Consider the following 25917-nt stretch of genomic DNA (forward strand, 5'->3'; position numbering starts at 1 on the left):
GAAATCATGATTTTCTAGCTACATAAGTGCAACCAAGTTTTCTTAGCTGAATGGCCCGTATTTCAATTTTAAAATTGGAGGAATAGAAAATGAAAAAATGGATTGGCATGACAGTTTTATTCGTTTTTGTAATTGGTTTTTTGGCAGCATGTGGAAATAATTCTGATGAAGGACGAGCAGACTCGGCAGCTAACGCAGGAAGCAAAGACGATAAAGAAGCTTCAGCATCTGAAGCGATTAACCTTACTTATTTTAGTTGGGATCCATCAATGGAAGAAACAAATTCAGCTCTAATAGAGAAATTTGAAGAAGCGCATCCTGGCGTTACGATTGAATTACAAAGCTATGAACCAACTGATTATTGGCCAAAAGTTAGTGCGATGGCAGCATCTGGAAATGCTCCCGACGTCTTAGACATGAGTTCTGGATATGTAGATGAATGGGCGTCCAAGGATCTTCTATTGAATCTGCAAGAATATATTGATGCCGATCTGAATGAAGCAGACTATTTTACAGATGTTTTTAATGCTGTTCGATATCCTGATAAAGAAAATGGAGATATGTATGCATTCCCTTATGCATGGGTATCAACGGTTCTATTTTACAACAAAGATATGTTCGATGAAGCTGGGTTGGAATACCCTACAAATGAGTGGACATGGGATGAGTTTTTAAACGCATCACAAGAATTAACAATAGATACAAATGATGATGGAAATACCGATCAATATGGCTTCTGGTTCTATGGTCGCTATGCGCAAATTGAGCCATGGATCTATCAAAACAATGGTGACATTTTAAATGAAGATAAGACAGAATTTGTTGTCGATGCAAATGGAAAAGAAGCATTAAAATTCTTAACCGATTTAACGACGGAACATAAAGTTTCACCAAGACCAAAAGATGTAGAGGGTACGAACCAGCAAGATCTATTCCCAACTGGAAAAGTAGCGATGTGGGTTGATGGGTCTTGGAATATTGCAAATAACCGTGACATCATTGGCGATGCATTTGATTGGGATATTGCAACTGTACCAAGAGGGAATAACTGGTCAGAAGACGTTACATATGGCTGGCCTGACAATATAGCAATCTCTAAAACAACCAAACATGCTGATATGGCTTGGGAGTTTGTGAAGTTTATGACTGGGGAAGAACGCTCAGTTGAAGAATTTGCAGGTGGAAAAGTACCTATTTATAAGGCTACTGCAGAAAGTGAAGCATGGCTTGAAAATGATCAAAAACCAGCTAACAAATCAATTATTTTAGAACAAGGTGAACTTATCGGACGAAATTCTTATACACCGGGCTGGTCAGAATGGCGTGGCTATGGTGCGGCAGAGGGTTCTGGTATGAATGGAGAAATTGATCAAGTGTTAGATGGTGTTAAAACATTTGATGAAGCATTAGAGAGTTTAACACCTTATGCGAATGATGTGTTGGAGAGAGCGAATTAATCATTGAATATTATATTTAACTAGAGGATTAGGGGCAACAAGTTGGGGGATAAAAGCAAGATTACATTTCTGACTTTCTGCCTCTGCCCTATCCTCTAACTAGTACGTGTTGTGGAATCGCAATCTTAGTAGTTCTTAATCCTGTTATCTTTGGAGGGGTGCTACATCTATTTAAGTTAGGAGTGAAACCATGCAATACTTCAAAAAAAGTGCTTACCTATTCTTATTGCCAACGATTATTGGATTACTCCTCTTTCGATTAATTCCAGTTATTTTTGCATTTTTCACGAGCTTTACCGATTGGGATATCTATTCTCCACCAGTATGGATTGGCTTGGAAAACTATACCCGAATATTTCAATCTGGTGAGTTTTGGCAAATATTACGCAACACACTCCTATTCACCGCAATTTATACTGTAGGTGTATGTATCATTGGGTTATTCTTTGCCATGTTATTAAATCAACGATTAAAAGGGATTAAATTCTTTCGCAGTTTATTTTTCCTTCCTGTTATCACTTCCATTGTCGCAGTCGGAATTATCTGGAACTGGATTTTAAGTCCGCAAAATGGAATATTAAATATTTTATTAGACAAAATATTTAATTTACAAGAACCGATTTCCTGGCTAGGCGATCCAGATTATGCATTAATTGCTCTTGCTTTAGTTTATATATGGAAAAGTGTTGGTTATCAAATGCTTATTTTTCTTGCGGGTTTGCAAAATATCCCGACAGAACTTCAGGAAGCAGCGCAAATGGATGGCGCAAATAAGTGGAAAGTCTTTACAAAGGTAACATTGCCGCTATTAACACCAACGATATTTTTTGTATTAGTTATCACGATAATTGAATCCTTCCACACATTTGGAATCACACATTCCATGACGCAAGGTGGACCTTACAATGCGACAAATACATTATCGTATTTCATTTATCAAAATGCGTTTGTCCACTTTAATATGGGATATGCTTCAAGTTTGTCATTTGTACTATTTATTCTAATATTAGTCATTACATGGATTAATTTCCTATATAGGAAGAAGTGGGTGAATTATTAATGAAAACGAGAAGAAGCACAAAAATTATTATCTATTTATTTTTACTTCTATATAGTATTACAACGCTATTTCCGTTTCTATGGATGGTTGCCGCTTCTTTTAAAACATCCGGTGCGATATTTGAAATTCCGCCGAAGCTGATTCCTGATTTGTTATTTAAGGAAGGGATGTGGTCCAATTATATTGAGGTTTTGACGGAGCATAATTTTCTTAAATACTTAGGTAATAGTCTGTTTATCTCAACTGTAGCTTCTCTTGGCCAGCTGCTGACTTGTTCCTTAGCAGCATTTGCATTTGCGAGGATGGAATTTAAAGGGAAGAATATTATCTTTGCTGTTCTAATCGCGATGATGATGATTCCAGTAGAGGTGACAATTATTCCGGAGTTCTTAATGTTTTCTTCAATTAACTGGTTGAATACATACTTGCCACTAATTGTTCCATCTCTTTTAGTAGGTTCATTTGGAACATTTATGCTTCGAGAATTTTATCAAAGTATCCCTAGCAGCTTGGTTGATGCCGCGATAATGGACGGTGCGAAACCGTTCCAAATCTATCGAAGAATCTTCTTGCCGCTTTCAAAGGCACCTTTGGCAACACTATTCATCATAGCTTTTATGAATAATTGGAATGATATTCTCCGACCTGTGCTATATATTAATTCGCCAGAGAAGCGAACGGTAACATTAGGTCTAACAGAATTCCAATCTTTATATTCTACTGATTGGAACTTATTGTTAACAGCATCAGTAATTGCGATAATCCCTATGATTATCATCTTTATTGTTGCACAAAAATATATCATTGAGGGAATGGTAAATTCCGGGATTAAAGGGTGATTCGATATTATTATTATTATTTTAAGGAGACTATGTAATGGCAGAAATTGTAATTCTTTTATTTTTAAGCATGATTGTACTCATTATTCTTTTCAACATTTGGATTCACACTTTTTTTATTAAAAAGAAGGATGCAGATGTACTAATCATCTTAGGATATGTATGTAAAGATGACAAAATACAACCATTTTTAGAGGAGCGTCTGCAAGAAGGTATTCAATTAATGAAGAAATATGCTTTCAAAAAAATAATAGTAACTGGTGGAAAAGTAATTTCTACCGTTCCTGAGGCAAATTTAATGAAGGATTACTTAGTCAAGCATGGTGTTAAGGGAAATATGATTATCCTTGACCCAGCTGCAATGACTACCATTGATAATATTGTAAACTGTAAAAGTATCATGAAAGATCATCAGTTAAAGTCTTCGCTGATCATTTCAAACTCCTTCCATTTAAGGAGAATTAATTACATTGCGAAAATGCTAGACTTTAAGACAGATTTTTATTGCAGCAGAAAGCCTTCTGCTATTTTGAAGCAGGGTATCCGAACGTTAAACGAGTTCCGTGTGTTTTTTAGTACTCGTAATCAGTTACTTGAAATAAAAGATAGGAGTGAATCGATTGGTTAGTCAATATGAGTTAGAGTCGTATACGTTGAAGGGGTCAAGGGAAATAAATGAGGATGCCTTAATCGTGAACAAGTCTGGACTTGTATTTGGAGTAGTTGACGGTGCAACATCGGTTACACCGTACAAAGATGTCAATGGAAATACTGGTGGGGCCATTGCTAGTAATCTTCTAGCAAAACATATGGAGGAAATGAATGATTCATCCTCCCTGGTAGAAGCGGTCCTTCAGGCAAATCGTGAGCTTAGACAACTAATGGTTCAATCTGGAATAGACATTTCGGACAAGACAAAATTATGGAGTGCTGCTTTTGCTATAGTCCGTGTAAATCAAACAAAATTGGAATATGTTCAAGCAGCCGATTCGATGGTTTTTGTCAAATACATCGATGGGACAATACGCGCCTTATCACATGATCAGGTGAGCAGTTTTGATACATTAACGATTAAAAAATCGTTAGTAGCAAGGGATTTAGGGCTAAGTTCAGATGAACAGTTTAGCTATTGTTTGCCAACGATTCGCGATAACCGCAAGAAAGCAAATACATTAGGTGGCTATTCTGTTCTAAATGGGGAAGAAGCATTCGCTGATTTTCTAGAATATGGCGCGATTAATATTTCAAATGTTGAAAGAATCTATTTGGTTACGGATGGTTTATTTTATCCGAAAACAATTAACGATTCTCATACAGATTTTATGAAAATGATTAACATGATTGATCAAGAGGGGATTTTAAATTATATAAACACTCTCACTTCATTAGAAGAGTTAGATCCGAATGCAGAAGTATACCCAAGATTAAAAAAATCAGACGATAAAACAGGAATTATGATTGACTTAAGGAAGGCAGGTTGTTAATTTTGAAGGCGAAAAGTAGTGCTCAAGTAATGAAGGCATACAATCAACAAAGAGTGCTGAATGTAATCTATTATGAGGGGCCTATATCTCGAATTGACATTGCAGCGAAGACAGGTCTAACACAACAAACGATTACGAATATTACTGGAAGATTGCTCGAGGAGAATATCATAATCGAAGGAAAAAGCACAGGTTCTGGGGCAGGAAGAAAACCAATCCCACTTGAAATAAACCATTCTCAGCTTTATGCGATTGGAATCGAAATTACTGTCCAATCAATTCGAGGAATTCTTGTCGATTTCAATCATAATATCCTAGCTGAGCAATCTATTGATGCTGCGAATTATAACAATGCGGACGATACATTACATTATTTGCAATCGATTATTGATGCTTTACTTACAAATGCATCAAGCTTGCAATTAATCAAAGGGATTGGCATTAGTATTCAAGGTGTTGTTGACCCGCTAGCTGGAATCGTGATTAATTCTCACGCATTACATTTAAAAGACTACCCTTTAAAAGAAAAACTAGAACAACATTATTCCTTCCCGGTTCATATTGATAATGATATTAATACTATCGCGATTGTTGAAAATTCAGGTGGAGCATTAGATTCATCGCAAAATAACCTCACCTTAAGTATAGATGAAGGTATTGGTGGAGCTATCGTTATTAATAAAGAATTATATACGGGCTACCATCATCGAGCCGGTGAATTCGGACATATAAAAACATTCTTTGGCAAAGATGCATTGCCTTGCCATTGTGGAAGTGCAGGCTGCTTAACAACAATGGCTTCAATAGGCGGATTGGAGAATGTTTTCTCCATAAGCATTGATAATATGATAAAAGAAATAATGAAAGGAAATCAGCGCTATGAAAATGCCCTGCTAAAAATTGGGAATGCAATCGGGGATGGATTATGTAACCTTATTATATTTTTCGATCCAGAGAAAGTACTTCTAACTGGAAGATTATTTGATATGGCAGGGGATTTTATCATTCCAATCATTAAAGAAAAAATGAAAACATCAGTACCCCATTTTAGTCGAGATGTTATCTTAGAGTATTTATCAAAAAGACAAGAACAGGCATCAATGGCAGCTGAATTAGCAATACAGGAAATGTTCAAATTATAGAAAATAGAAGTGAAGGAACCATTTGAAAGAGTACTGATTAGGAGGCTATGAAGTGGCAGAATTGCGGTTGGACAGTATTGGTAAAACCTATGACAAGGATAGTTTTGCGGTAAAAAATTTCAATTTACATATTAAAGACCAAGAGTTTATTGTGTTTGTTGGACCATCGGGATGTGGGAAGTCAACAACATTAAGAATGATTGCCGGATTGGAGGAAATTTCTGAAGGTGAGTTTTTCATTGATGATCGGAAGATGAATGATGTTGCACCGAAAGATCGTGATATTGCTATGGTATTCCAAAACTATGCGCTTTATCCACATATGAACGTTTACGATAATATGGCCTTTGGCTTAAAATTACGTAAATTAAAGAAAGAAGAAATCGACGTTCGTGTTAAACAAGCGGCAGAAATACTAGGATTAGAGGCGTATTTGGATCGTAAACCAAAAGCATTGTCAGGTGGGCAACGTCAGCGGGTGGCGCTCGGACGCGCTATTGTTCGGGATGCAAAAGTATTCTTAATGGATGAGCCACTTTCCAATTTGGATGCCAAATTACGTGTACAAATGCGTACAGAAATCCAAAAGCTTCACCGTCGCTTACATACAACAACAATCTACGTTACACATGATCAGACAGAAGCGATGACAATGGCAACGCGTCTAGTAGTGATGAAGGATGGTATTATTCAACAGGTAGGAGCACCAAAGGAAGTATATGATTTTCCAGAGAATATTTTTGTTGGTGGATTTATAGGATCCCCCTCTATGAATTTCTTGACCGGAAAGCTTACTGAAGAACATTTCGTAATGGACGAAGTGAAAGTAAAGGTTCCCGAAGAGAAAATGAACATGCTTCGTGATCAAGGGTATATAGGGAAAACTATCATATTGGGAATTCGACCAGAAGATATTCACGATGATATGGAATTTATTCATTCGAATCCGGACACCAAGATAACTGCAGTGATTGAAGTCTCTGAATTACATGGTGCCGAAACGTACTTATTCTTAAAGATTAGCAAACAGGATTTTATAGCTCGCGTTGACTCGCGTACGAATATTAATGGTGGAGAGAAGGTTCAACTAGGACTAGATTTAAATCACGCGAGTTTCTTTGATGTGGAGACGGAAATGAGGATTAGGTAGGTTAAGCTGCTGTACGTGGGCTGTTAAGTGCAAGAATGGACATAACTGGAAACGATTTTATATTGGGACAATATAAAGTTTATGCGGAAGCAGGGGACAATGCGCGGATTTAATCTCTCATTGTTCCCTTTTAGGAGCAGCTTGATATTGAATGCAGGCGGGTTTGTCGAATATCGGCGTTAACAGACCATATATCGGCGTGTTTTCATAATATATCGGCGAGAATGTACAAAATATCGGCGCGTTTGCAATTATATCGGTATTTTGCGGCTAACCAGAGAAGATATGATGTTCGGGGAGCACTTTAGTTATGATAGACTTCAATTGATCAATGAAATATATATGGAAAACGAGCTTGTCGTATTAGATCATATAAAACTAAATCCAGCTATGTAGAATGTAAAGGAACTAGGCCAGATGGAAGGCTATTCCCATTTGGGATCCATGATTTTGGTTGGCGAAAAAGTGAAGACTGATCTCCTTAATCGTTTATATCAAGTGATTGATTCTAGTACGAAGGAATATAAAGTGGGACTATCATCTTTGCCAATCCCAGGACTCACCATACGCGTATTAGCTAACAACACACAAACCATTGAAAAGATGTTTTCTGAATTTCACCATATAATTAGTAAGGAATGTTTTAATAAAACCCCAAGTTTAAGAAAATATTAACATTGAAAACCTAGCAATTAATTTAATTGCTGGGTTTTTACAATTAATATCACACTTTTCCGGACAGTATTCATCTAAACCAGCCTCTTTTTTTGAAAAATGCAATCATGAGAATTGCTAAGACTAGCATTATTCCTAAAACTATGAAATAGCCAAAATCCCAATTCAATTCAGGCATGTTGGCAAAATTCATACCATAAACCCCTACAATGAACGTAAGCGGTGCAAAAATTGACGTTACAACTGTAAGTATTTGAATGACTTTGTTTTGCTGGTAGGAGTTTATGGAGATGAAACTATCGCGAATATCGTTCGTAACCTCACGATTAGAATCAACCATTTCCGATAACTTCAATAAATGGTCATAAATATCAACAAAGTATTCCCGTCTATCCTTGATTCCTTCCAGATGATGTGAATTTAATATTCGATAAAAAAGATCTCGTATTGGGTTAATCGAATGCCGTAAATCGAGTAATTGGTGTCTTAGCTCAAATAAATGATCGAGCAAGACATCCATTGATTGCTTTTCTGGATTGTTTTCGATTTTGCTAATTTTATCTTCCATCTGATAAACAATTGGGAAAAAGTTGTCAACCACTTTATCCATAATTTCATAGAAAACTCGGTATTCGTCCCAATCAAGTATTTTCCCCTCACGCAGGAAAGTATTCCACACCTGGTTGACCTCATCTAAATCATTTTTATGGAATGTTACGATGTAGTTTGCTCCAATAAAAAAATCAATCTCATATTGATTAAATGATTCGGCGTCAATAGTATGTGCCACAAAGAAAGAAAAATCATCATAATAATCCAGTTTCGGCCGCTGCAAACTAAGAATACAATCTTCTATCGCAAGCAGGTGGAAGTGAAGGATTGTATCAAGTTTTTCTATTTCATTATCGGTTGGTATATTAAAATCTATCCACCACCATTTAAGTTTTTCGAAGTCGACATCATCAATCGCAACATTTGTAATGATTTCATTTTCATTTGAAACTGCCATAATCTGAATCATGTCATACTCCTTAGTGAAAAGTCTTTCTTTAGCTATTTCCTCTAGGTAGGATTTTATGCTGGTATTTGAAGATCTCATTGAATTAATAAGTGCTATATAATGGTTGGTTATGCTAATCTACAAATCCCCGTTTAGCATAATCATTCCCCTAAACACGACTAAAATATTCTTAGAAAATCATCAAATATTCAGAGGATAAATAATACCGCTAAATCAACAATGGTTCCGTTTTCTTGTAATAGATAAAAGATTTCATCTTGATTAAATTATCAAATAACTTATTGACCAAGCACAAAATAGGGCATATAATGTTACCTAACAAACGTTAGGTGGTGATATATTGCAGAAAAAATTAATCGATGCAGCATTACATCAATACGCCCTGCATGGGTATCACGGGGCAACGATGCGGAAGATTGCAGCAGAAGTTGAGATAAAACCAGCATCTATATATTTCTTTTATAGGAATAAAGAAGAATTGTTTATCGCTGCATTTAAACAGCTATTGGACAATCACTTCAGAAAAATGGAAAGCATTTTAGAAGAAAACAAGGATAAGCCTGTTGAACAAATCCTTACAGCGATGTTTGAAGGGATTGCATCGCATCATAAAGGAGATATACAAGGTACAAATGCGTATATTTCACTCGTTACGTCACCTATACCAGAAATTACGAAGTATCTGTACAGCCATATGCTGCGATATAACGAGTGGCTCGTTGATGCATTGGGGTCTATCCTGACGGCCAGTTACCCAGCGATGCTACCACGTGAAATTGATCGGGTAATTAAGCAATTTGTACTCATCGGTAACGGGATCTTTTGGGGAATTAAGTTATATAATGATGAAGATTTTGAAGAGCAAGTAGTACTTGCAAGCAAAATAATCCATGCATTATTTGACGAAATAAACAAGGAGTATTCAGAAAAAAAAGATTCTGTTGAATCGAAGGAAAGGTAAGAAGCAATTGTTAGTTAGTAGATAAGAAGACTTGGCTACCTTTGGTTTTCTAATAGAAAGTTAATTCTATGCCTTTGATTTTTATAGCAATACAACATGATAACCTAAATAAACGGAATATTTTAACAGTGATGGGTATTTGCTTTTCATTAAGGAAGTTCCCCAGCTGAAAATAATCATAACAGGAACATAGGAGGTAAGAGAAATGGGGAATAAACCAAATATTGGTGATGACTATTCACTATCAAGGGTACCGATGTCAGCAAGGCAGTCACTTTGGAGTATCACTATTATCCGGGTAGGTGCTTTAGCGACAATCTCTCAATTTATATTAGGTGCTTCATTAGGATATGGCATGACATTCTGGCAAGCATTTTGGGCTACGATGTTCGGAAGTGTTATTTTACAAGTAATCAGTTTCCTTCTAGGATATGCTGGTGCACGTGAAGGCCTTTCTACAAGTCTATTGTCAAGGTGGACAGGGTTTGGCCGCTATGGTTCAAGTATTATTGGTGGCGTAATTGCGATATCTTGTGTTGGGTGGTTCGGCGTGCAAAACTCTGTTTTTGCAGATGGGCTAGTACAGGCATCAGGAGGGAAATTACCGCTTCCCGTCGCTGCTGCGATTACTGGATTAGGTGTGACAGTGCTCGTAATGTTTGGGTTTAAACTATTAAGTATAACTGCCGCGATAACAGTCCCTGCTTTTCTGTTGGCAGTCGCTGTTGGAATATATCAAGTATTAAAGGACCACTCGATTACCGACTTAATGTCGGCTTCTCCTGCGGGTGATCCATTATCGATGGGTGCTGCAGCTACAATGATTGCTGGTGGGTTCATTATTGGTGCAGTCATTACACCAGACTTCAGCAGATTTGCTAAGAGTGGAAAAGATGTATTTTGGATGTCAACCATTGGCTTGCTTATTGGTGAACTTGGAATCAACATGATCGCAGTTTTAATGGCACTTGCAGCTAGAACCAATGACATTGTAAGTATTATGGTCTCAACTTCTGGTTGGCTAGGAGCACTAGTAGTTGTATTGTCAACGGTGAAAATTAATAATTTAAATCTATATTCTTCTTCGCTCGGATTTACGAACATTTTTGACTCTATCTTTAAAATTAAATTGAACCGCGGAATGGTGACACTTGTTATTGGGATTATTGGAACAGTACTTTCGGTTATTGGTATTCTGGATTACTTTGTTAATTTCCTTGTATTCTTAGGAGTGCTCGTTCCGCCAATTGCTGGGATTATCGTTGTAGAATATTTTATCTTAAAAACAAACCGACAAGTATTGGATGAAACAAGAGCAAAAGGCATATTACCATCAAATATTGACAAAATGCATCCAATGACGCTCATTGCTTGGGCAGCAGGATTTGCAGCTGGTTATCTTGTTACAGTGGGTATTCCTTCGATCAATTCTCTATTAGTCAGTGGTGTCGTTTATTATATAGGCGCATTACTTATAAGAAAAGGGAGAAACAAAAAAGAGATAAATGGAAAGATTGCATAAGGACAACTAAGAAAATTCATTTTAAGGCTTAGCAAGTGCTAGGTCTTAGAATGAAAAGTGGAGGTAGTAAATAATGAGGAAAATTGGGAAACAGGAAATTGAAGATATAGCTGTAGGTGCAGCCTTACTTGGAACTGGTGGAGGTGGTGATCCATATATCGGGAAACTAATGGCACTGCAGGCAATTGAGGAATATGGACCTGTAACAGTATTAGATTTGGATGAGGTTCCAGATGATGCATTGGTCGTTCCGTCATCCATGATGGGGGCACCAACTGTTATGTTGGAGAAAATCCCGAGTGGTGAAGAGGCGATTGAAGCTTTTCAAAAACTGGAAGAGCATTTAGGGAAAAAAATCTATGCAACATTCCCAATAGAAGCGGGCGGGGTTAACTCCATGCTTCCATTCGCCCTTGCAGCAAGATTAGGATTACCTGTTATTGATGCAGATGGAATGGGAAGAGCATTTCCTGAATTGCAAATGGTAACCTTTTATCTAGATGGTATTTCTGCAACACCAGCAGTGATCGCGGATGAAAAAGGAAATACAGCATTGTTATCGACGATTGATAATGTTTGGACGGAGCGGATTGCTCGTGCGGCTACAATTCAAATGGGTGGTTCCGTAATGAATGCAATGTATTCGATGACTGGTAAAAATCTGAAGGAAAGTGGCATAAGCAATATCTTAAGGCTTGAAGAGGAAATTGGTAAAACGATTCGGCTTGCGAAAGCTAACAATGTGAATGCCATCCAGGAAGTACTGAAAACTGTTGGCGGATTTGAATTATTCCAAGGAAAAGTAACGGATATAAATCGAAAAACGGAATCAGGATTCGCAAGAGGTATCGCAACATTTGAAGGGCTTAATGAGTATAGAGATGAAACACTACAGCTTCGTTTCCAGAATGAACATTTACTAGCACAAACGGACAAGCGATTGCTTTGCGTGACACCAGATTTAATTGCTGTTCTTGACGCAGAAACCGGACTTCCAATTACAACCGAAGGAATCCGCTATGGATCAAGATGTGTTATCATTGGCATCCCATGTCATCCAAAATGGCGAACAGAAAAGGGAATTGAAACGGTTGGTCCAAAGTATTTTGGTTATGACGTTGACTATACTCCAGTAGAAGAACTAGTAAATCAAGAGGTGACAAAATAATGGGTACTTATCGTATTGGAATTGATGTAGGGGGAACCCATACAGATGCGGTTTTATTAGATCAGAATAATCGCGTGCTATCAGAAACAAAATCATCTACAACTGTAGATGTTGCAACAGGTATTTATAAGGCAATGCATGAAGTCATTACAAATTCAGATGTCTCACGTGAAGATATTGGTTTTGCGATGCTTGGAACAACCCATTGCACGAATGCAATTGTAGAGCGGAAGGGTCTGAATAAAATTGCGGTGGTGCGGATCGGTGCTCCAGCTACATTGGCAGTAAAACCACTTGTAGGTGTACCAGAAGAGCTCCGTGTGGCACTTGGAAAATATGTATATCTTGTTCGTGGTGGCCATGAATTTGATGGACGGGAAATTGTTTCATTAGATGAAGCACATTTGTATAAGATTGCAGAGGAAGTGAAGGGGCATGTCGATTCAATCGCAATTACTTCTGTTTTTTCTCCTGTGTCAAGAGACCATGAGGAACGCGCAAGAAAAATATTTAAGGAAATATTAGGCGAGGAAGTTGCAATTTCCTTATCATCTGAGATTGGTTCTGTAGGATTACTTGAAAGAGAGAATGCTACGATTCTGAATGCCTCTGTCGTAAACGTTGCAAAAAAAGCTGCAGATGGCTTTACCAATGCATTAAAAAATGAAGGAATTGAAGCGAAAGTATTTTTTGGACAAAACGATGGGACTTTAATGTCCGTAGAATATGCTGTTAAATACCCAATATTTACGGTGGCATGTGGTCCAACGAATTCATTGCGTGGTGCATCTTATTTAGGTAATTTATCCGATGCGATTGTCGTAGACGTTGGTGGGACAACCTCTGATGTTGGTGTATTAATCAATTCATTTCCCCGGGAATCTTCTTTAGAAGTGGAGATTGGTGGAGCACGGACAAACTTCCGAATGCCTGACCTAATTTCAATTGGTCTAGGTGGTGGTACAATCGTTCGAATAGAAGAAAATGGTGAATTCACGATTGGACCTGACAGTGTTGGATATCGTTTGCCAGAAAAGGCGCTTATTTTCGGCGGAGATACATTAACGACAACGGATGTCGCTGTTGCTTTAGGAAAAGTAGAGCTAGGGGATCCATCAAAAGTTGCTCATCTTGATAAAGAATTGCTAACTAGAGTTTATTCAAAAATAGTTGAGCTCGTTGAAGAAGCAGTCGATAAGATGAAAACAAGTGCAGATGCTATCCCTGTTATCCTTGTTGGTGGAGGCAGTATTTTATTGCCAACAGAATTAAAAGGTGCCTCACAAGTGATACGCCCAGAACATTCAGGTGTTGCAAATGCAATTGGATCGGCAATCTCTCAAGTAAGTGGTCAGATAGAAAAAATTTACCTATTAGATGAGATTGGCAGAGAAGATGCATTAGAATGGGCTAAGGCTGAAGCAAAGGGAGAAGCAATCAATGCAGGTGCAGATCCAGATAGCCTTGTGATTGTGGATATCGAAGACGTTCCACTCGCATATTTACCAGGAGGGGCTACAAGAGTACGAGTTAAGGCTGCTGGTGAATTGAGTCAATAATGAACTATAGAGTAAGAATGTAAGATTAATAGGAAGTTGGAAAGGAATCCTCGTTTTGGGGATTCCTTTTTATGTATAGCAACTATTCGATTGCACATCTAATTTACTATGTGCTACTATTTGGTTGCATATATAAACAAAGGAGGGATAAGAATGGATAATGATCGAATAGAACGAGAGATTATTATTGATGCTTCGCTTCAAACGGTGTGGGCATTGGTTAGCCAACCGGCATGGTGGGTGGGCGATAAGCCTGGTCCTGACAGTGTAGAGATCGACGGGACTAGAATAGTGGCGAAAACAAGGTTTGGTGAATTTCCAGTATTGATTGAGCAAATGGATGCGCCGAATTACCTCGCCTGTCGATGGGCCAGTTCATTCCCGGGAGCGGAACCACAAGAAGAAAACTCTACACCTGTTGAGTTTACGTTGACTGAGAAGGATGGGGGAACTTTGCTTCGTGTCGTTGAAAGTGGCTTTTCTAGTATTGCCGTACCGGAGAAGGAGCAACATAAGTTCTTCAAAGAGAATGTCAAAGGTTGGGAGCAACAACTAGAAGTATTGCGGAAGCGTGCTGAGGAATGAAATGAATAATTTCGAAAATGTTTTGAATGCATTGGCGGACCCAACACGCCTTCAGTTACTTAACCTCATTGCTTCAAGGGGACATGCTACTGCAACAACATTAGCTACAATAGTACCTGTGTCCCGGCAAGCAGTTGTCAAACAACTTACTATCCTGAAAGGAGCCGGGCTAGTTGCTTCCGACCGTGTTGGACGGGAAGTACAATATACAGTTTGTCCAAATCAACTATCGGAAACAGCAGAGTGGATGACGAAATTGGCAGCGGATTGGGACAGCCGGTTAGAGTGGATTAAATGCATTGCAGAGGCTGAGGATGAATCTGATTTGTCTTGATTTATTCAACCTAGAAGGAATAACATTTGTTTTAGCATTTCTGTTGTAAGTTATTCCATAATCATGAGTGTTTGTTATAAATCATAAGTATAATTCTTCACAAAATTACTGCAGATCGTCATACACTCTTATTAGGTATATTTAAATAAAAAACAAAAGCCCTGCGGATATTTCTCTCCACAGAGCTTTTCATTTAAAGTATAGGTAGTTAATATCAAATTGTTACCAAGCGTAAAACAATATCCTCCGCTTACTTAAAGATACCAAAGGCTTTTCCTACTGGTAAAACAACTTTCCCAAAATGAGTGTTTAATAGGGAAGCAGCTGCACCATAAAATGAAAGTAAAGCAATTAGTAATTCAGAGATTGCTGCAAGCATATGTGAAAATTCATACATAATATTAAATGAACTTAGGGACAATCCGATAAATAAGAAATCAATGAAAACGAAAATAAAAAATAGTACTTTATGTGTTTCCATTGCTCCGACTGTCATAAATAAGCTAAAAATTAAGTAGCCGACGAATGCAACACCTAGCTGTTTGGAATCCGCGTTTGCAAGTAAGGTTTCTCCAAAAGCACCCATTTGTATCATCCACGTCGTTCCAACACCGAACCAAAACAGTCCATATGCACTAAATGCTGTTGCACCAAATGCATTATTATGTTTAGAATCTAGCAGGCCTGCAATGATTTGTGCAAGACCACCTAAAAAGAAAGCCCAAGGCAATATTAAAGCCGTACCTTCTGTCCAACCTAATTTTTGTGATGAGGCTACAAGTGTAACCATTGCTAAACCAAACAACCCAAGAGCAGATGGATCAGCTGTTACAATTTTTACTGAAGTATGATTCTGATTATTCATATGATGTCTATTTCCTCCTAGATGTTTTGCCTTTATAAAGATACCGAAGTTTATCTCATTTGTCTAGGACATTCGATAAATAGGAAGAAATGAATGGATTTTCGGGAAAGCCATATTATCCCTTAGGGTTGACACTAGAAAAGTGAGAGTGTTTGTGGAGATTTATTTAACGGAAAAAAACAAATATGAAGTTGCGTGAAATGAAGAGGCATGAGAATAAGCATCTTCTTTTGAAGCACAAAAACATCAGGCTTTTAACCTGATGTTTTTGTAACTAGAAAATTTTCAAACATAATAAAGAATCCCTTAATTTGGATTTTTTGTCTTTAGTTTACATTAATCTAGGGTAACTTTTTTAAAGTCGTACATAATGTATATACGGGGGATCGTCGCCGTATCGATGGCATGGCACTTATTGAGCAACCCCATCTATTAACAGACTTACTAGATCCTGATTATGTATTAGATAGAGAGAATCGGCGGGAAGAGTATTTACAGAAGTGAAACAGAGTAAAGAATTCGTAAAGCAATAAGCAATTATTTGGGGGAGTGATATTATCACCTTAAAGCAGACACTAGAAAAGTAAGGGTGTTCGCGTATATAAAGCGATTATTTAGAAGATATTGGAGTCAGACCTCGACTACTTTAGTTTAATAATCAAGTCTACATATTTATTTACATGCTATATGATATCATTAGTCTTTATAAAGGTTCTATCAATAATTCTGTTATGGAGGAAATTGACTAATGAGTATTGCGTCCTATTCAAAATTTAACATTTATAAAGATCAGCTATTTTCTCTGTCTGCTTCTTTAGAGGATGAAGTATTATTAAACGAGGCATTTTTGCTGGAGAAAGATGAGAAAAAACAGCTTGAAATATATTACGCACCATTTGAATACGTTAATGAGCAAGCTAAAGTAGTGATTGTCGGGATTACCCCAGGACTTTTTCAAATGAAACAATCCTATTCGACTGTCATTAATGCTAGAGATCAATTAACCAATAATGAAGAAATTCTAAGAGACGTAAAAAATAACTCCAGTTTCCAAGGTCCAATGAGAAAAAACCTCATAACGATGTTGGATGAATTACAATTACATAAGCACTTAGGTTTGTCATCGACAAATGAACTATTTTCCACAGCGAGCAACTTGGTGCAAACCACATCACTACTTCCATATCCCGTTTTCTATAAAGGGAAAAATTACAGTGGTTCGACTCCAAATATTTTAAAAACGGAGCTTCTCAAAAAATATGTTATTGATTACTTTGCAACAGAGCTTAAATCCATGGATAATCCTTTAATAATTCCACTTGGGGTTAATGTATCAAAAGTATTGAATTACCTTGCAGAAAAAAATTATATTAAATCAAATTCAATTCTTAATGGATTCCCTCACCCATCTGGAAGTAATGGACATCGACATAGACAATTTAGTGAGAATAAGGATTCTATGATTGAGAGATTGGAATTTTATTTTCATAAGAGCAAGAGTAGAAGAAATAGCGAATTTGTTAATCTACCTCGTATATGATGATCCAGGACAAGGCGGGGGGACAAGGGGACAGGCACTGCGTCCCAAAATATTTTCATGACTTAGACTGAGTGTTAAAGACACTTGGTCTTTTTTTACATAGAAATTTGAAAAGTGTAGTTTAGTAAAATTGGTTCACAAAATCACTTATAATATTGAGATATATTCAGATAGTTCCAGTTTTCCGATAGAGCCAGCCAGAGGACATAGACTCTTGTGAAATCATTGACAAAGGGAAGATACATTTAACTAAACAATTACTATATATAGGGACAAGGAGCCTGTCCCTACCATGGGATTTTTAACCTTAACCCATTAAAAAAGAAATATGATATAATGCGGAATAGCATTAAATGTATTTTATTGTCTAAAGGAGTCGAACTTTTAATGATTCATGAATGGAATGTACTGAGAGTAGCTGCATGTTTAAGTATAGTGTTATTACACTCTACTACTGAAATTATATTAATCAATGGAAATATAGATAATGATTTGTTTCAATTATTTAGAGTACTTCTCGCTTATGCAACACCAACATTTGTATTACTTTCGATTATCATAATAGCCAATCGGTATAAAGACAAAACTCCGGCAAATTTCTTAAAAAGCCGATTCAAATTTATATTATTGCCATTTGTATTTTTTGCGTTTATTTATGCTTTAAATGGCGAATTAAACTACCCTAATTATAATTTAACAGGAAAATTATTGAAGAACATTTTCATAGGAGACTTTACAGGATGGTTTGTGCTAGCTATTTTTCAATTATATTTAATCTTTTGGTTAATCAAAAAGACAAATGTATCAACTATCTGGCTTATTCCTTCTATGTTTTTCGTAGGTTTATTGTTTTTGACATTTGTTAACAATGTGCATATTGCTAATCCTGATTTAAAAGCGGTATTTAGGATAATATTTCCAACATGGTTAGCTTATTTTGCAGTCGCTTATTTAATAGGGAAATACTACAATATAGTCATCGATTATTTAATTAAGTATCGTTATATTACTATATTATTAGTATTAGTTTCTATTGGCATAATTGCAATAAACTTCAGTAGTGGCAACACATCGGGGGGGTCAAGAAGATTAGATTTACTACCTTTCGTCATATCTATGACTTTAATGATATTAGCATTTGGAAAAATAATGCCCAGGGTTAGACTAATAGATTTCATAAGTAATTATGCGTTTGGTATTTATTTGTTACATCGCTTAGTACAGTTTTATATTGCACCATATACAGCAAAATTTAGTTCATTAACTGGTCAAATTGGATCTCTTTTTATCATTAGTCTACTAATATGCATTCTAATTATTAGATTAGTTTCATACCTACCTTTTAGCGCATTTATGATAGGGAAGATAAGAGGTAGAGCAACAACAAATAAGAATCAACAGACTGTGCTCAAAAAGGGCATATAGCATAATAAACGGAGGGACAAGGGGACAGGCACCGCGTCCCAGAATATTTCCATGACTTAGACCAAGTGTTAATCACACTTGGTCTTTTTTTATAATTCTTTTGTTCCTTTTCAGGATATTAATAGAGTAGAGGAAGATAGATTGGCAGAAAGATGCAGGACTTGCCATGGTTTTTAACAGAAATGTTATTACACAGTTATATATTTACGTATTGATCCTTGCAGTAGTATCTATCAGTCTCTGTGTTCCAATCAATTTACAAACCTTTTACATTGTCTCAATGTTTGTTTAACATTTGTTTGTTAATATAAAGTCACAATCAAACATAAACAAAAACAAAACAAATATATGTTTGGTTGTTGGATATTGAATGAATCTAACTATATAGGAGGTTTTTAGAGCAATTATTTAGCGACTTGACGTTAATTTAGTTTCAATAATAGAAATCAAGATTAGTTAGAATTAAAACAAACATTTAAGGAGCATATAACTATGAAAATAAATATTAGTAAAAAAATGACACTTTTAATCACAGGATTAATTTCTTTGGTACTTCTTTTAGCTGCATGTGGTTCGCCTGCAGACGAAGGCTTTACTGCAAACGCGGATGATTCACTAGAAACGATTATTGAAAAAGGGAAGGAAGAAGGCGAGATTGCTAGTGTCGGGATGCCGGATACTTGGGCAAACTGGATTGAGTCTTGGGACGGAATTGAAGGGGAATATGGAATTAAACAAACGGATACAGACATGTCAAGTGCTGAGGAATTAGCGAAATTTGAATCAGAAGGTGAAAATGGTACAGCAGATATTGGTGATGTGGGAATTAACTTTGGTCCACTTGCCGCAAATAAAGGATTAACGTTACCTTACAAAACTTCATATTGGGATGAGATTCCAGATTGGGCAAAGGATGACGAAGGCCACTGGTTACTAAGCTATACAGGAACGATTGCTTTTATTACGGACAAGCAAAATGTGGACGAGGCCCCTACTTCTTGGGAAGATGTTGCAAATGGAAACTACAATATTTCTGTAGGTGATGTGACGAAAGCAACACAGGCACAATTCGCAGTACTTGGTGCAGCTATGGCAAACGGTGGAAGTGAAATAGATATTCAACCAGGAATTGACTACTTTAAGCAACTTGCAGAAGCAGGACGTTTAACTTCAGCGGATGCTAGCTTAGCGAATTTAGAAAAAGGTGAAATTGATGTTGCGGTTGTTTGGGATTTCAATGGATTAAACTATCGTGATCAAATTGATCCTGAACGATTTGAAGTAACAATTCCAACAGACGGTTCTGTGATGAGTGGGTATACTACTGTCATTAACAAAAATGCGCCACATCCAAATGCCGCAAAATTAGCTAGAGAATATATTTTATCGGATCAAGGACAAATCAATTTAGCGAAAGGGTATGCACGTCCGATTCGCGATGTGGAGCTTCCTGAAGATGTACAAGCAAAATTACTTCCGGATGCAGCCTATGAAAATGTGAAACAAGTAGAAGATCACAAAGCATGGGATCAAACAGCAATTGAATTACCACAATTATGGCAACAAGAGGTGTTAGTAAATGTCCAATAAAAAAGTCATTATGATTACGTTGGATGGCTGTCGATATGACATTGCCATCCAGCAATTAGGTTTCTTAAATCATTTTGTTGAAAAGAATTTGGCAAGTCGCTATAAAGTCATTTCAGAAACACCAAGTAATTCAAGACCTTTATATGAAGTATTGTTAACAGGTGTCCCTACACATGAAAATGGGATTTACACGAATTACAATGTACAGATGTCAAAAGAACAAAGTATTTTTTCACTGATGAAGGATGCAGGGAAGACGACTGCAGCAGCTGCTTATAATTGGGTAAGTGAATTATATAATCGTGCGCCATTTTCTATGTTTGAAGATCGCATTCAGCATGATGAAACAAAAGCAATTCAGCACGGGATTTTCTATTCGGATGATACGTACCCAGATTCCCATCTTTTTGCGGATGCACATGCTTTAATCACGTCAACGAATCCTGATTTCATGTATGTTCATTCCATGAATATTGATGATATTGGGCATAAATATACTGGGAATTCAATCGAATATCGCAGTGCTGTTACCCGAGTGGATACGATTTTAGGTATTTACGTACCACGTTGGTTAGAGATGGGATATCAAGTGATTGTGACTTCAGATCATGGTATGGATGACTTTGGAAATCATGGCGGGACACTGCTAGAGCATCGAGAAGTACCATTATTTATTTTTTCTGATCAACTCGAGCCAAGAATTGGTACAAAGCCACTAGAGCAATTGCAGCTAGCTCCTCTTGTCTGTCATTTGCTAGGTATTGAGAAAGGTAAGAAAATGCAAGAAATAGATTGGCAGAATTTAAATGAAGGGGTGATTACCCTTGAAAACGGAAAGATTTAATAAGATTTGGATATTGCTAATACCGTTTTTCCTGCTCGCTGCACTGTTCTTAGTCATCCCAATGGTCTTAATGATCACGTCGAGTTTTACAAGTGAAACAACTGGATCCTTTACATTTGATAATTATAAGGAAATTTTCACGAACCCATTTTATTATCAGGCCTTTTTAAATAGTGGGATGATCTCGATTTTCTCTAGTATTGTTGGGCTTATTCTAGCGATTATTGTTTCTTACGCGCTAACGAATTTACCCGAGAAAATCCAGGAAAAAATAACCGTTTATATTAATGTTGCAGCGAATTTCGCTGGTGTTCCTTTAGCCTTTGCTTTTATTATTTTAATTGGAAATTCTGGAGCATTGCGCCACTTCTTTGATGGATTGAATTTCCCGTTATTTGAAGGCTTTAACCTTTATTCCTGGCAGGGCCTTGCAGTAACGTACTTGTATTTCCAGATTCCGCTCGGGATATTGTTCATCTATCCTTCGTTAAAAAAGATAAAAAAGGAATGGAAAGAAGCGGCGTTCATTTTAGGAGCATCCAATTGGGTCTATTGGCGGAAGATTGGTTTACCGAATATCATGCCATCGATTGCAGGAACCTTCGTCATTATGTTCGCGAATGGAATGGGAACATATGAAACTGCCTACGCGCTAACAGGAAGTAATGTTAATTTAATCACCATTCGCATCGCAGCCCTTGTTTCTGGAGACATTTATGCACGCCCGATTCTTGGCAGCACGTTAGCGGTTGTCTTTGCACTAATTATGATTTTAATTTTAATCCTATCGCAAACAATGCTGCGGAGAGTGAGGAGGGATTTAGCATGAAAATAAAAAAACGTAACATTAGTACCTATCTCATTCTGGTGATATTTGGTTTATATATGATTTTCCCATTTATTTCAACTGGACTGTATGCAACCTCAACAAATTGGTCTAACACTTTATTGCCAAATGATTTTACTTTCCAATGGTTCATCGAATTATTTCAGGATTCCAACTTCATATCGGCGGTAACAAGATCCATTACTTTAACTCTTATTACATTGGCTGTCGTTCTTGTCGTTATGGTTCCAACTGTTTTCATCGTCTATATGTATTTTCCTAAAGTTGATAATTTTATGAAGGGTCTTGTACTAATGCCCTATGCAATTCCAGCAGTTATATTAGCGACTGGATTGCTCAGAATGTATTCTGGATCAGCAATTCCAAAGTATGCCGTTTTAGTCGGCGGGCTCTTCGTCGGTTCCTTGCCGTTCATGTATCAAGGAGTAAGGAATAGCCTGGAAGGCATTCACTCTAGAAATTTAATGCAGGCTGCAGAAATGCTCGGTGCGAGTAAACTGCAAGCATTTTTAAAAGTTATCGTCCCCAACATCAAGTTAGGTCTATTAATTACTACTTTATTAATCTTCTCTGGATTTTTCGGTGAGTTTGTCCTGACCAATCTTTTAATTGGTGGACGTTATGAAACGATTCGGATTTATATGATGCGAAGAATGAATGAAAATGGCCACTTAGCGAGTGCAGTCATGGTAGCATACTTCTTACTGCTCATTGTCATTAGTTTAGTTATCACACGGATAACATCTTCCAAAAAAGGCGTAAGTAATTCGTTATTCAAAAGAAAGAAACGCAAACAGGAACAGGTGATTCCACCGCTAAGCCTTAAGCAATTAGAACCAGCAGCAACTTCAGAAGTAAAATCGAACAATGAAAAGAGGCGGAAGCTATGAGTTTTATTTCAGTTGAAAATCTATCACTAAGTTTTGGTAATCATGAAGTTTTAAAAGATATTTCATTTCAGATTGAAGAAGGCGAATTAATAACGTTACTAGGACCAAGTGGTTGTGGGAAGTCTACGTTGTTACGTGTCATTGCAGGCTTAGAAGTATTCCAAGAGGGGAATCTATTTCTAGAAGAAGACGATATTAGCAACACGCTGCCACGAGATCGTAACGTTGGAATGGTCTTTCAAAACTATGCTCTATTTCCAAATATGACGATTTTTGAAAATATCGCATTTGGCCTTACTTTAAAGAAGCTGCCTAAGGATGAAATCCATCGAGAAGTGATGAGGGTTGTGCGGTTAGTAAACTTAGAGGATAAAATAGATCATTACCCACATCAACTGTCAGGGGGGCAACAGCAACGTACATCACTAGCACGTTCACTCGTGACAAAACCGAAAGTACTATTATTGGACGAACCATTAAGTGCCCTAGATGCTAAAATCAGAAAGCAATTGCAAGTAGATATTAGGGAATTGCAAAAGACATTAGGGATTACGATGATTTTTGTAACACATGATCAGGAAGAGGCGATGATTTTATCTGATCGAGTCTTTGTAATGAGTGAAGGAAAGATTGTGCAAAGTGCCACTCCTGCAGATCTCTATGCACAGCCAAAAAATCAGTTCGTAGCAAGTTTTATCGGGAATTACAACATTTTATCTACGGATGATCTGAATAAAATTGATCCTGCATTTTCAGATCAAAGTTTAGTAAGCAAGTATGCGATTCGTTCCGAGTCCATCCAATTAGCAGCCCCATCTGGAGAGACAGGCATCTATTTCAACGGGAAAATTGAAAATTATACGGTATTAGGCAGCACAATCCGTTGCTTGTATGATGTGAATGATGTAAAGCTTTCCGTCGATCTCATAAATAATGTACAAAACCTGGAGAGCATCAAATCGCAAACACAGCTTTTCATTGACCGAAATGATATTATTGCAATTGATCAATAGGTGTAGAATGTAGTGAATCAGGGGGAGAAGCGATGAAAGATGAACGGCATGCATATATTTTAGAACAGTTGGAAAAAGATGGGAAAGTGATGGTGACAGCTTTAGCCAACGAGCAACTTGTTACTCCAGAAACAATACGAAGAGATTTAGCTGAGCTTGAAATGAATGATCTACTAACACGCGTTCATGGAGGCGCAGTGCCTTATATCCCATCCCAAAAGGAAATGGTCTACGAAAAGAAAATGCTACTAAATTTGGATGAAAAGAAAAAATTAGCAAAACATGCTGCAGCAATGATTCAGAATGGAGATACAATTGCCGTAGACGTTGGCTCAACGACCGTTCATATAGCTGACATGATTGAAAATCTACAATTCGTTACTGTTGTCACAAACTCATTGAGTGCAGCTAGTCGATTTAATTTAGCAATCGAAGAACAGCGATTAACAGGACAAGTGATCATGCTGCCAGGAACGACCAATCCTTATCAGGCATCCGTTAAAGGGAGCTATACAATCGAGTTTTTACAAAGGTTTAGTTTTAATCGATCCTTCTTATCCTGTGGTGGTGTAACACAGGAAGCAGTGTATGACTTCGATATGGAGGAATCCCTTGTTTCAGAGGCCATGATGGAGTGCAGCCATGAAGCCATTTTGCTAACAGATTCATCAAAATTAAATAAGAAATCAATGTTTGAAATATGTCCAATCTCCAAGCTTTCAACCATTATTAGCGATCAAGAGAAGCCCTATGATTGGGTGAACAAAGGATATGATTGGATCAATGTTAATGCATCTCGAAAAAAAGAAATTTTCAATTAAACGTAAGGTTACAAGTTTTTTTTCGAATGTAATCGTGTGAGAATTTTGCTGTTAGGCTATTTCGTTTCCAGATAGGACGTTTAATCATCTATACAAAGAAAGGTCGTACAACATTATGAAAGTTGATTATCATATACATCTAGAAGAAGGCCCGTATTCTTTCTCTTTTGTTGAGAAAAGTCTAAAAGCCATGGAGCATCGAGAAGGGGGAAATTCCCCAAGAAATACGAAAGAATGGCTCATTCAATCTATGGATTTAATGAGCAAACGTTTAACAGAGAGTGAGTATTCCAAGTGGTGGCTTGATTTTTATTTAGAAGAAGCATTGGCCAAAGGAATTAAAGAGGTAGGGATTGTTGACCATCTTTATCGATTCAAAGAAACGCGCGGATATTTTGAAAAATATATGGATGTTACTTCAGATGAAATCGGTGCTCAGCAAGCACAATGGCTTGATAAAGTAATGGTTAGAAGTTTGGATGAATTTGTATCCTTTATTCAATCTCAAAAAGAAATATGGTCAGAACAGGGTATACAGTTGAAGCTAGGCATAGAGGCCGATTACTTCAATGGAGGAGAAGCAGAGCTCGCATCACTTCTAAGCGGCTATGACTTTGATTATATCATTGGTTCTGTGCATTTTTATGATGGATGGGGCTTTGATAATCCTGAACTTCAGCATAAATTTAAGGAATATGATTTAAAGGAATTGTACAGGAATCATTTTGAAACGGTAAAAAACGCAGCAAATAGTAAGCTGTTTAACTTCATCGCACATCTAGATAATATGAAGGTGTTTAATTATCGTCCAGACGAAGCAATCCTGATTGAAATGTATCGTGATGTAGCGAGGACTCTAGTGGCGAATGATGTTGCAACTGAGATAAATCCGGGACTGTACTATCGATATCCGGTACAAGAAATGTGCCCGAGCACTACATTCCTTGATTTATTAATCGCAGAAGGAGTTAAGTTTACGATGTCGTCTGATTCTCATTTCCCAAATGACCTAGGCATCTACTCTAATGATATTAAAAATATGCTACTGGAAAAAGGCATCAAAGAAATCGCAACCTTCGAGCATAAACAACGAATAATGAAAGGATTGTAGGGGGGATCGTCCCC

Annotated in this window: 25 protein-coding genes; 23 read left to right on the plus strand and 2 right to left on the minus strand. The window is 37.1% G+C overall.

Translation table 11 applies throughout. From position 1 onward, the window contains the following. Positions 1-89: 89 nt before the first annotated feature. From CWR45_RS16320 to CWR45_RS20175, 8 genes are all read left to right on the plus strand, one after another. Complete coding sequence (locus CWR45_RS16320; protein WP_245975443.1) at positions 90-1457, plus strand: extracellular solute-binding protein; 1368 nt, start codon at positions 90-92, stop codon at positions 1455-1457. Positions 1458-1647: 190 nt separating this feature from the next. Further along, positions 1648-2517: a carbohydrate ABC transporter permease gene (locus tag CWR45_RS16325; protein ID WP_115750911.1), complete on the plus strand. Its 870-nt coding sequence runs from the start codon at positions 1648-1650 to the stop codon at positions 2515-2517. Beyond that, complete coding sequence (locus tag CWR45_RS16330) at positions 2517-3356, plus strand: carbohydrate ABC transporter permease (RefSeq protein ID WP_115750912.1); 840 nt, start codon at positions 2517-2519, stop codon at positions 3354-3356. Before CWR45_RS16325 ends, CWR45_RS16330 begins: the two co-directional genes overlap by 1 nt. 37 nt (positions 3357-3393) lie before the next feature. Continuing rightward, positions 3394-3984, plus strand: a complete 591-nt coding sequence (locus tag CWR45_RS16335; RefSeq protein WP_115750913.1) for a YdcF family protein — start codon at positions 3394-3396, stop codon at positions 3982-3984. Further along, positions 3977-4840, plus strand: coding sequence for a protein phosphatase 2C domain-containing protein (locus CWR45_RS16340; RefSeq protein WP_170138888.1), 864 nt, complete (start codon positions 3977-3979; stop codon positions 4838-4840). Before CWR45_RS16335 ends, CWR45_RS16340 begins: the two co-directional genes overlap by 8 nt. 2 nt (positions 4841-4842) lie before the next feature. After that, positions 4843-5982 carry an ROK family transcriptional regulator gene (locus CWR45_RS16345; protein ID WP_147294841.1) on the plus strand — a complete coding sequence of 380 codons (1140 nt, stop codon included), beginning with the start codon at positions 4843-4845 and terminating at the stop codon, positions 5980-5982. Between the two features lie 52 nt (positions 5983-6034). Next, positions 6035-7132, plus strand: a complete 1098-nt coding sequence (locus CWR45_RS16350; RefSeq protein ID WP_115750916.1) for an ABC transporter ATP-binding protein — start codon at positions 6035-6037, stop codon at positions 7130-7132. Between the two features lie 417 nt (positions 7133-7549). After that, positions 7550-7807, plus strand: a complete 258-nt coding sequence (locus CWR45_RS20175; RefSeq protein ID WP_281271867.1) for an urease accessory protein UreD — start codon at positions 7550-7552, stop codon at positions 7805-7807. Positions 7808-7877: 70 nt separating this feature from the next. Here CWR45_RS20175 and corA read toward each other — a convergent pair whose 3' ends face one another. Continuing rightward, positions 7878-8828, minus strand: coding sequence for a magnesium/cobalt transporter CorA (gene corA / locus CWR45_RS16360; protein WP_115750917.1), 951 nt, complete (start codon positions 8826-8828; stop codon positions 7878-7880). A gap of 340 nt (positions 8829-9168) precedes the next feature. Between corA and CWR45_RS16365 the strand changes: the two genes are divergently transcribed. The 6 genes from CWR45_RS16365 (at position 9169) to CWR45_RS16390 (ending at position 14957) form a co-directional block, all read left to right on the plus strand. Continuing rightward, positions 9169-9789 carry a TetR/AcrR family transcriptional regulator gene (locus tag CWR45_RS16365; RefSeq protein WP_170138889.1) on the plus strand — a complete coding sequence of 207 codons (621 nt, stop codon included), beginning with the start codon at positions 9169-9171 and terminating at the stop codon, positions 9787-9789. 205 nt (positions 9790-9994) lie between these two features. Continuing rightward, entirely contained in the window at positions 9995-11311 is a 1317-nt protein-coding gene (locus CWR45_RS16370) for a purine-cytosine permease family protein (RefSeq protein ID WP_115750919.1), read from the plus strand. A gap of 73 nt (positions 11312-11384) precedes the next feature. After that, positions 11385-12479 (plus strand): S-methyl thiohydantoin desulfurase family protein, encoded by a 1095-nt coding sequence (locus CWR45_RS16375; RefSeq protein WP_115750920.1) that lies wholly within the window; start codon positions 11385-11387, stop codon positions 12477-12479. After that, complete coding sequence (locus CWR45_RS16380) at positions 12479-14038, plus strand: hydantoinase/oxoprolinase N-terminal domain-containing protein (RefSeq protein ID WP_115750921.1); 1560 nt, start codon at positions 12479-12481, stop codon at positions 14036-14038. Before CWR45_RS16375 ends, CWR45_RS16380 begins: the two co-directional genes overlap by 1 nt. Before the next feature lie 153 nt (positions 14039-14191). After that, positions 14192-14623 carry an SRPBCC domain-containing protein gene (locus tag CWR45_RS16385; RefSeq protein WP_115750922.1) on the plus strand — a complete coding sequence of 144 codons (432 nt, stop codon included), beginning with the start codon at positions 14192-14194 and terminating at the stop codon, positions 14621-14623. A gap of 1 nt (position 14624) precedes the next feature. Then, positions 14625-14957 carry an ArsR/SmtB family transcription factor gene (locus tag CWR45_RS16390; protein ID WP_115750923.1) on the plus strand — a complete coding sequence of 111 codons (333 nt, stop codon included), beginning with the start codon at positions 14625-14627 and terminating at the stop codon, positions 14955-14957. Positions 14958-15207: 250 nt separating this feature from the next. On the opposite strand, the gene CWR45_RS16395 is transcribed toward CWR45_RS16390, so the two are convergent. Continuing rightward, a complete protein-coding gene (locus tag CWR45_RS16395; RefSeq protein ID WP_115750924.1) occupies positions 15208-15822 on the minus strand; it encodes an acetate uptake transporter in 615 nt (204 codons plus the stop codon). Positions 15823-16570: 748 nt separating this feature from the next. Between CWR45_RS16395 and CWR45_RS16400 the strand changes: the two genes are divergently transcribed. The 9 genes from CWR45_RS16400 (at position 16571) to CWR45_RS16440 (ending at position 25903) form a co-directional block, all read left to right on the plus strand. Then, positions 16571-17362 (plus strand): uracil-DNA glycosylase family protein, encoded by a 792-nt coding sequence (locus tag CWR45_RS16400; RefSeq protein WP_115750925.1) that lies wholly within the window; start codon positions 16571-16573, stop codon positions 17360-17362. A gap of 387 nt (positions 17363-17749) precedes the next feature. Beyond that, positions 17750-18787, plus strand: coding sequence for an acyltransferase family protein (locus tag CWR45_RS16405; protein WP_170138890.1), 1038 nt, complete (start codon positions 17750-17752; stop codon positions 18785-18787). A 492-nt stretch (positions 18788-19279) separates the two neighbouring features. Then, positions 19280-20377, plus strand: coding sequence for an ABC transporter substrate-binding protein (locus CWR45_RS16410; RefSeq protein WP_115750927.1), 1098 nt, complete (start codon positions 19280-19282; stop codon positions 20375-20377). Further along, on the plus strand, positions 20367-21221 hold the full coding sequence (locus CWR45_RS16415) for an alkaline phosphatase family protein (protein ID WP_115750928.1): 855 nt from the start codon (positions 20367-20369) through the stop codon (positions 21219-21221). The genes CWR45_RS16410 and CWR45_RS16415 overlap by 11 nt, the downstream gene beginning before the upstream one ends. Beyond that, the gene (locus tag CWR45_RS16420; protein ID WP_245975444.1) at positions 21202-22050 is read left to right on the plus strand and encodes an ABC transporter permease; all 849 of its coding nucleotides are present in this window, start codon (positions 21202-21204) and stop codon (positions 22048-22050) included. Before CWR45_RS16415 ends, CWR45_RS16420 begins: the two co-directional genes overlap by 20 nt. After that, the gene (locus tag CWR45_RS16425) at positions 22047-22958 is read left to right on the plus strand and encodes an ABC transporter permease (protein ID WP_211315982.1); all 912 of its coding nucleotides are present in this window, start codon (positions 22047-22049) and stop codon (positions 22956-22958) included. The genes CWR45_RS16420 and CWR45_RS16425 overlap by 4 nt, the downstream gene beginning before the upstream one ends. Then, positions 22955-23971 (plus strand): ABC transporter ATP-binding protein, encoded by a 1017-nt coding sequence (locus CWR45_RS16430; RefSeq protein ID WP_115750929.1) that lies wholly within the window; start codon positions 22955-22957, stop codon positions 23969-23971. Before CWR45_RS16425 ends, CWR45_RS16430 begins: the two co-directional genes overlap by 4 nt. Positions 23972-24003: 32 nt before the next feature. Beyond that, positions 24004-24792, plus strand: a complete 789-nt coding sequence (locus CWR45_RS16435; RefSeq protein ID WP_115750930.1) for a DeoR/GlpR family DNA-binding transcription regulator — start codon at positions 24004-24006, stop codon at positions 24790-24792. 115 nt (positions 24793-24907) lie between these two features. Further along, positions 24908-25903, plus strand: a complete 996-nt coding sequence (locus tag CWR45_RS16440; RefSeq protein WP_115750931.1) for a histidinol phosphate phosphatase domain-containing protein — start codon at positions 24908-24910, stop codon at positions 25901-25903. The last annotated feature ends 14 nt before the right edge of the window (positions 25904-25917 follow it).

It is taken from the genome of Oceanobacillus chungangensis, assembly GCF_003369565.1.
Lineage (GTDB): Bacteria > Bacillota > Bacilli > Bacillales > Amphibacillaceae > Oceanobacillus > Oceanobacillus chungangensis.